The organism is Leucobacter celer subsp. astrifaciens, assembly GCF_001273835.1.
GTDB classification, from domain to species: Bacteria; Actinomycetota; Actinomycetes; order Actinomycetales; family Microbacteriaceae; genus Leucobacter; species Leucobacter celer.
Genome location: NZ_JHEI01000228.1, coordinates 1 through 7199, shown reverse-complemented (window position 1 = coordinate 7199; position 7199 = coordinate 1). Strand labels below are relative to the sequence as shown.

At 63.3% G+C, this 7199-nt stretch carries 3 protein-coding genes; 1 reads left to right on the top strand and 2 read right to left on the bottom strand.

Features of this window, described 5'->3' with window-relative positions; translation table 11 throughout:
- Positions 1–2683 (bottom strand): SdrD B-like domain-containing protein (locus AMS65_RS18360; protein ID WP_394324732.1); only part of this gene is annotated, 2683 nt, incomplete at its 3' end.
- 315 nt (positions 2684–2998) lie between these two features.
- Positions 2999–4798, bottom strand: a complete 1800-nt coding sequence (locus tag AMS65_RS18355) for an Ig-like domain-containing protein (protein ID WP_053385583.1) — start codon at positions 4796–4798, stop codon at positions 2999–3001.
- 427 nt (positions 4799–5225) lie between these two features.
- Between AMS65_RS18355 and AMS65_RS18940 the strand changes: the two genes are divergently transcribed.
- A complete protein-coding gene (locus AMS65_RS18940; RefSeq protein WP_083451842.1) occupies positions 5226–7049 on the top strand; it encodes a sigma-70 family RNA polymerase sigma factor in 1824 nt (607 codons plus the stop codon).
- Positions 7050–7199: the final 150 nt, after the last annotated feature.

The following is a 7199-nucleotide window of genomic DNA, read 5'->3' as shown; positions in this document are numbered from 1 at the left end:
GATCAGCCGTCGCATCCGGATCAGCCGTCGCATCCGGATCAGCCGTCGCATCCGGATCAGCCGTCGCATCCGGATCAGCCGTCGCATCCGGATCAGCCGTCGCATCCGGATCAGCCGTCGCATCCGGATCAGCCGTCGCATCCGGATCAGCCGTCGCATCCGGATCAGCCGTCGCATCCGGATCAGCCGTCGCATCCGGATCAGCCGTCGCATCCGGATCAGCCGTCGCATCCGGATCAGCCGTCGCATCCGGATTACCGCCTGCGGTCACCGGGGGCTCCTCCTCTTCGACGATCAGGTCAACCGAGTCGTAACCGTCCTCGGGCTCGGTGTTGCGCTGCCCTCCGGTCAGATCCTTCGTGGGATCGTCATCGCCGGAAAGCGGAGAATCGGGCACCTCTTCACCGTTGGCGACGAGTTGGGCGCGGTTCGTGACCGGCTTGTTCACCGCGAACGTCCTGCCGATCGTCGCGGTGACGGTCATGATGGCTTCGTAACCGGCCTGCATATCGCCGATGTACCAGACGTTGTCGCTATAGCTCTGTTCAGGGTCGTTCTGACCGTTGAGCTGGAATGCTGTCGCGATGTCCCTCAACCCCGACGGCAGTCGGTCATTGACGGAGACGTCCTCCTGGTCGCTTTCCGCCTTGACCCTGATCACGTAACGGATCTCGTCGCCGACCTTCACCTCTCGCGGTCCGTCGGCGTTGAAGGTGTCCTGCACACCGTTCTCGAGCGACTCGCCCGCGAGCAGCACTTTCTTGTCGAGGCCGATGAAATCGAACATCAGTCCCGCGTCGATGCTGTGGTCGTTCTCCCCAGGGCCTCCGGTGCTGAACACATCGGTGATGCCGTCCTGGTTGGGGTCGGAGTCGATCTTCGCAGCGTCTTCAGTGCGCTTCGTCCACTTGAGCCTCGTCGGATCGGTGACCCCGACCTCCTCGAGCTTCGCGACCGCTTCAGCCGGCAGGTCGCTCGCATCGAACTTCACCCGGTACTCGGTGTTGCCCTTCAGCGGCACCTCGTCCGAGCGGAACTTCCAGACCCCGTTGGCGTCGGTGACCGTGGTGACCGGATTGCCGTCGGCTCCGAGAATGGGATCGCCGTTCGCATCGAGCAGCGTCACGACAACGCCTTCGACCGGGATCTCACTCGGGTCCTGCAACCCGTCACGATCGGCATCAAGCCATACGCGATTGCCGATCTCGATCGGAGCAACTCCGAGGGCTTGCACCAGGTCTCCGACCCCAGAGGACTTCCCGAGGCCCCAGGCCTGATTCGTATTCGCGTGCGTTGTACCGGCCCCTGAACCGAGATCGGCCCCATTCGCACCGAATCGACGTGTCCCGGACGCCTGGACATTCGCGGTCGTGTCAATACCGGTCGAAAGATACTGGCCGGTGATGTAGTTCTGGGTGATGGATCCGAGCGCAGCGTAGGGCTGACCGAAGCCGTTACCGTCAGGCCAGGAATGCGCGAGCTTACCCGACGCGGAGTAGTTCCCGTCTCCGCCTCGAGTTCCGAATTTGATGAATCCGCCGTTGGTGTCGCCTCCGGCGGGCCAGCCGTTGACGTTGTACGCCAGCTGCATCGCCACCCTGTTGGTGAATCCGAGAGCGATACGGCCATCGCGCATCACCTCGATGTCGGTGGCCATCCACTGGTTGTACTTCTTGTTGATCACGTTGGCCCAGGCCTGGGCTCCTTCGCCGATCGCATCGTCCATCACTACGGTGGAGTTGTCGAGATCGTCATCGGCCAAACGCCAGACCACATGGCGGGAGCCGTTCTGCCGAGCACCCGAAACAAGCACGTCTCCGGTCCTCTGATCGACGGTGATGCCCCAGGCGTGAATATCATCGTAGGGCTTCGCAAGCGGGTGCTCGCTCACACTTTCGACGGTGTCCGGCGCGGATAGCTTGATCTCGACAACCGAGTTCGTGAAGAGATTCACGACGTACAAGGTTCTCCCGTCGGGAGAGACCGCCATCCCGCCGAGACCCGCAAGACCGACATTAGGATTCGTCGCCCCGCTGCCCTCTGATCCCAACGAAATACCATGGGCCGCGAGGTCTACGAGCAGCTCTGCGTGGGCGGTCGGGGTATCCATGGTCGGATTCGTCCCGTCAGGCACTACGCGGTAAATCGCGCCGATGCCTCCGGGGCCGAGTCCCGAGTACCCGCGCACGACTGCGGACGTATAGAGGTTGCCCAGCTCTCCAGGGGTCTCTGGCCGAATCCAAGCGGATCCCCAGGTCGCCCCCGTCTGGGCGAATGGCACCACCCAGCTTCCCTGAGTCGTCGTGTAGTTCCCACTGCTGTCGAACCGCATGAGGCCGCCGGCACGCGGGTTCGGACCGTGACTCCCAGTACTGCCCATCTCCTGCACCGGGAGATAGACGTAGGGGTTGCTCTCGTAGTACTCGCTCGGAGCTTGAAAAGAGAAGTGCACGTCCTCGTCACCCGAGGAAGCGAAACGAACGTCGCTCTGGCTGTGAGAACCGCTATCGGTGGAGAGGTACCCGTCTTGGAGTCCGCTGTTCGCGGGTGGTGCGGCATGCACCCGCCACCGGGTGCTGTCCTCGCCGACGGCCAGTTCATAACGCCCGTTGGCATCGGTGAGCGTGGGGCCGACGGTCTCGCCCGCATCGTTCTGCGCATACACTGAAGCGCCGGCGATCACGGGCTCATCACCGGTGCGCACGCCATCAGCGTCCCAGTCCTGCCAGATAAGGCCCGAGATGGTGCCGGGAGCGGCGAACGCGGCTGAGCCTCCGACGAGCACACCCGAGATTGCGAGGCAGCCGGCTACTCCTGCGGCTGCGGCTTTTCGGCCAAGGCCGAACGCGAGGCCTCTCGACCTTGCAGATGGTTGCGTGTGAGTCATGTGAACTGTTCTTCCTTACTGATGCTTGTGCTGCAGTGACGAAACCGCTGGTGCGGTTGTGGGAGAGGGGCGACCTCCTCCGGCCACCCCTCTCAGAGGCCGAGCCGGCGACTAGCTCTGCTCCACGCGACGGCCTCTGGCGATCCCGAAGGCAGCACCGCCGCCGATCACCAATAGCGTCGCGAATCCCGCAGCCAGCCAAAGGTCATCGCCGCCGGTCGTCACCAGTCGGTCGGTGCTCTTCGGCGCGCCAGGCTTCTCCGGTGTCTCAGGCGTCTCCGGCGTCTCGGGTGGGACTACGGGATCGGGTGCGACCGTGCCCCACCAGGTGTCCGTGTCGGTCACCTGAGCACCGCCTCGAGCAATCGCGGTCACGGTCGCAGAATCACCGTGCTGACCCGGCTTCGCGACGGTGACTGCGCCTTCACAGGTCACCGACTCTCCGGCTGCCAGCGTGACGCCCTCGAGATCGCACGAGACCATGGCGAGCTCGGCGCCGACGATCGTGGTGTCGACGAGCGTGATATCCGTCAGGGTCTCCTCACCCGTGTTGGTGATCTCGAAGGTGATGTGCTCGGTCGAGCCCTTCTCGAGGGCTTTACCGGGAGTCGTGTCGAAGTCGCCCTCGACCGGACCGTCCGCGGTGGAGTACTTTTCAAGATCGATCGACGCGTCGCGGTTCTCGCCTTCGCCACCGCCGACTGCCGCGTCACGGGCCACGAAGTTGTACCAGTGAGTCTCCGACAGATCGCAGGCCGACGCGAAATCGACGTACTCGCCGCCCCAGATCGGATCCGGGCACTCGACGGCACCCTCGGAGGCCGCGATGCCCGTGGCGCGCACCACCGAGCCGAAGTGGCCGATCTGATCCCGATCATTCACACTCGCCTCGATCGTGAACTGGCGCAGGAAGTTGTCGGCGATGTGCCCGGTGTAAGTCACCTGCACCTGGTCAGCATCGCACTGCACGTCGGATACGAAACTCGGACGCTCATCGATCGTGCCGCTCAGGGTGCGCTGCTCATCATTGTCATAGGCAGTGTGGTGGTAGAGGCCGCCGTCGGGCACCTCCTGCGTGTAGAACGTCAGCGTGGCGCAGTCGAAACTCGACGTGCTCTGACCATTCGAACCGGTCGCGGGTTTCAGGGTGACCGTCATTCCCTCCCACTCGCCCTCAGGAGAGTTGGCCGTCCACAGGACCGCGTTCTCCGGCTTCTCGTGCCCCTTGTCCTCACCGGTCCACACCCCGTAGTTGAAGACCTTGGTCAACGGGGTGCGCGAGTGCGGCATGATCTCAAGGGTGTCCGTGAAGATCGTCTCACCCTGTGTGAATGCGAGCTCATGGTGGGTGCTCTGACCATCGAGGTTGCCATCCAAGGAGGGATCGTTCGCGATCATCGCGAACGATCCGGAGATCTTCACGTTCTTGTTCTTGTCGACGTAATCCGTGAAGGTGAACGTGATAACCCGATTCTCGGCGTCGGTCAGTTCCCCGGCCGCCACGATCTCCCCCTGATCGTCGCGCAGCACCGGCTGCACGGAGTCGTCGTACTCGAGCGGCGCCTCGAAGGTGAGCTGCACCGTGTCGCCCATGGTCACCGCGTCGGGGATGGCCAGCTGGTAGGCGACGTCGACAGCGCCGCCCTGGTACTGACTGGCCTGAACGATGTAGACCCTGTCGAACGTGGCATCGGCCTGCTCATCCTCCTCAGCCTCTTCTGCCGCCGTCTCGACGCGGGGTTCGTCGATCTGCGTCTTGAGTGCGGACTCGCTTGGCTCCTCCGGCGACTCGCCTTCGCGCGCATCATCGGATACGACTTCCGAGGCTGCTTCAGCACTATTGTCGACTTCCCCCTGAAGCGTCTCGGTGGTCTGCTCCTGCGGCGTCGGTGCCTCCGCATCGTTCGCCATCGCGATACTCGGCCCGGCGAAAAGCGCGCCGACCACGAGGGCCGAGGCGCCTGCACCAGCGATCGCGCGTCGAAGCACCGTGTCCGTCGCTCCACGGAAGCACGCCGCTCCGCGATCCGGTACTTGGTTCAGTTGTCTCATCAGGACCCCTTCTCGTCTTACTTCATTGCAGTAAGGCGGCTACCCCACTGACCGGTGATGCCAACCTTCGTGATGCCCACCTTCCGGTCGCCGGCGTTGTCAATGGGGGGAGAGGAGTCGAGCAACCGGAAGATGGGCACACTGGTAGCTCCCCTCTTTCCTGCGAATCGTGACGCGGGTTTGAAAAATCTTTTCCTCGGGCCAGTGATCCTGGCCGGAAAACCGGCTATGTTATGGATCGGGGTTAGGAGTTCTCTCTGCTGAGGGCAGAGTTAGCGTTTCCTTCGTGTGCGCGTTCGTAAACGCGTACGCATGTCAGGAAGTGGCAGAACTACCAGTGGAATCATGGGGAACTGATTCGGATGAGGAACTTCTTCAACGTTGCCGAGAGGGCGCACCTGCGGCAAGGAATACCGCATACTCAGCGCTCTGGGAACGCCACCATCGAGCCGGTATACGGTCGGCTCAACGTCTTGCGCCTCGCCTCGACGCCGAGGACCTGGTCGCAACGGCGTATCTCAAGATCTACGAGGCTCTTGCAAAGGGGAAGGGGCCGCAAGGGGCGTTTCGCCCCTATCTGTACCAAGTGATCAAGGGGGTCGCAGCAGACAGCTATCTTCCGCAGGAGGACACGACCGATATCCTCGACACCGTTCCGATCGCCGTGCCGGATGCTCCGTGGGACGAGTCCTCATTCGATCTCGATGCAGCGGCACAAGCGTTCGCCTCGTTGCCTGCGCGATGGCAGACAGTCCTCTGGTACACGGTGGTCGAACAATTACCTCCTCGTGAGGTGGCGAAGTTGATGCAGCTCTCCCCCAACGCGGTTTCCGCGCTTGCAATCCGAGCTCGGGAGGCTCTGCAGTCGGCGTGGGTGGATGCACATATCAAGACTCGCCACGGCTCCCCGGAATGCGAGTTCGCACTCCGGCACGTCGAGAGGTTCCACAGGGGAAGACTGACAGCACGGGTGAAACGCGAAGTCGAAGCGCACATCGGTACGTGTCCGACCTGTGCTCGAGCGTCCTCCGATATCCGAACGCTCAACGAGAAACTCGCCCTCTTACTGACGGCGATCTTCGTCGGCTCAGGGAGTGCGACACTGCTTTCCGGGTTCGGTCGCTCGGAGCAGATCGATGTCGCGAACGCAACGACGCAACCCGGCGCCGCACGCGCACGTCAGGCCGGGCACCCTGCTTCGGCGAACCCGGTCAGTGCCGCGCCGGGCGCCGTCTCCGGAACCGGAAGCTCCGCGGCTGTCGGTGTTGCGCCGGTTCTCATGAGCACCGGAATCACCCTCGCTGTGGCCGTTGTGGGCGCCGCGGTCTTCGGGGTCTCGATGTTCATGCTGCGCGGGGATGCTTCCCCTCCGCTCGACACCGGTAGTCCGGTGAGTACGCCGGGCTCCACAGGGCCGTTCTTCGACCCGGAACCACGAAGACCATCGCCCGACCGGACCTCGGACACGGTGGCGATCCGCTTCGCCGCCGAACAGGATGACCAGCACCCTTTCCAGTCTCTCGTGGAGCCTGAAGACGACCAGCCCGGCGACGACGATGGCGAAGATGACGACCATGACACGGGTGAAGAGGCAGACGAGAACGAGGGAGACGCCGACGGAGAAGACGGCGACGAGGAAGACGACGCCCCTGAGAGCGAACCGGACGACGGAGAGGGGGATGAGGACGAAACGGACGGTGGAGAGGACGACGACGACCTCGAGGATCCCTCGATCGTTGCCGGTTTCGACTGTTCTTTCGATAACGGAGAGCCAGGAGCCGTGCATCCGAGTGGGAACTCGAATCAGTACGGCGCGCTTCGCGCACGCCTATCAGGACCCGGAACCGGCGAGGCTAAACTGCTCGTCCCGCCGGGAAACGAATCCGTCGACGACGGCCGAGGAAACGTCTTCACCGACGTATTCAGCGGCACGGACCCTGAAGATCCGTGGTGGTGGTGGGCGCCGTCGCTGACTCCGCTGACGCAGTGGGGCGAGGAGTTCGACGGGCTCAGCCTCGGCGAAATGACCTTCGAACTGCGCCTCGTCGTTCCCGATGGACGCTACTCCCCCTGGACGATCGTGGACCTTTCTGATTCCGAGTGCAGTTGAATGAACTCCTGCGATCCGGTCAGCAACCGGCGCCTGTTGGGGGTGTCTCGCTTGCGCCGCATTCCTCGATATCCCGCGCCTATCACGTACGATACCCGGACTGGTTCCATGACATCTTCCCGTGGAGCAGCGGTGGTCGGGGCCGGCCCT

Excerpts from the sequence above, each read along its gene's own strand:
- AMS65_RS18355 (WP_053385583.1), bottom strand. The coding sequence starts at position 4,798 with ATGGCGAACGATGCGGAGGCACCGACGCCGCAGGAGCAGACCACCGAG.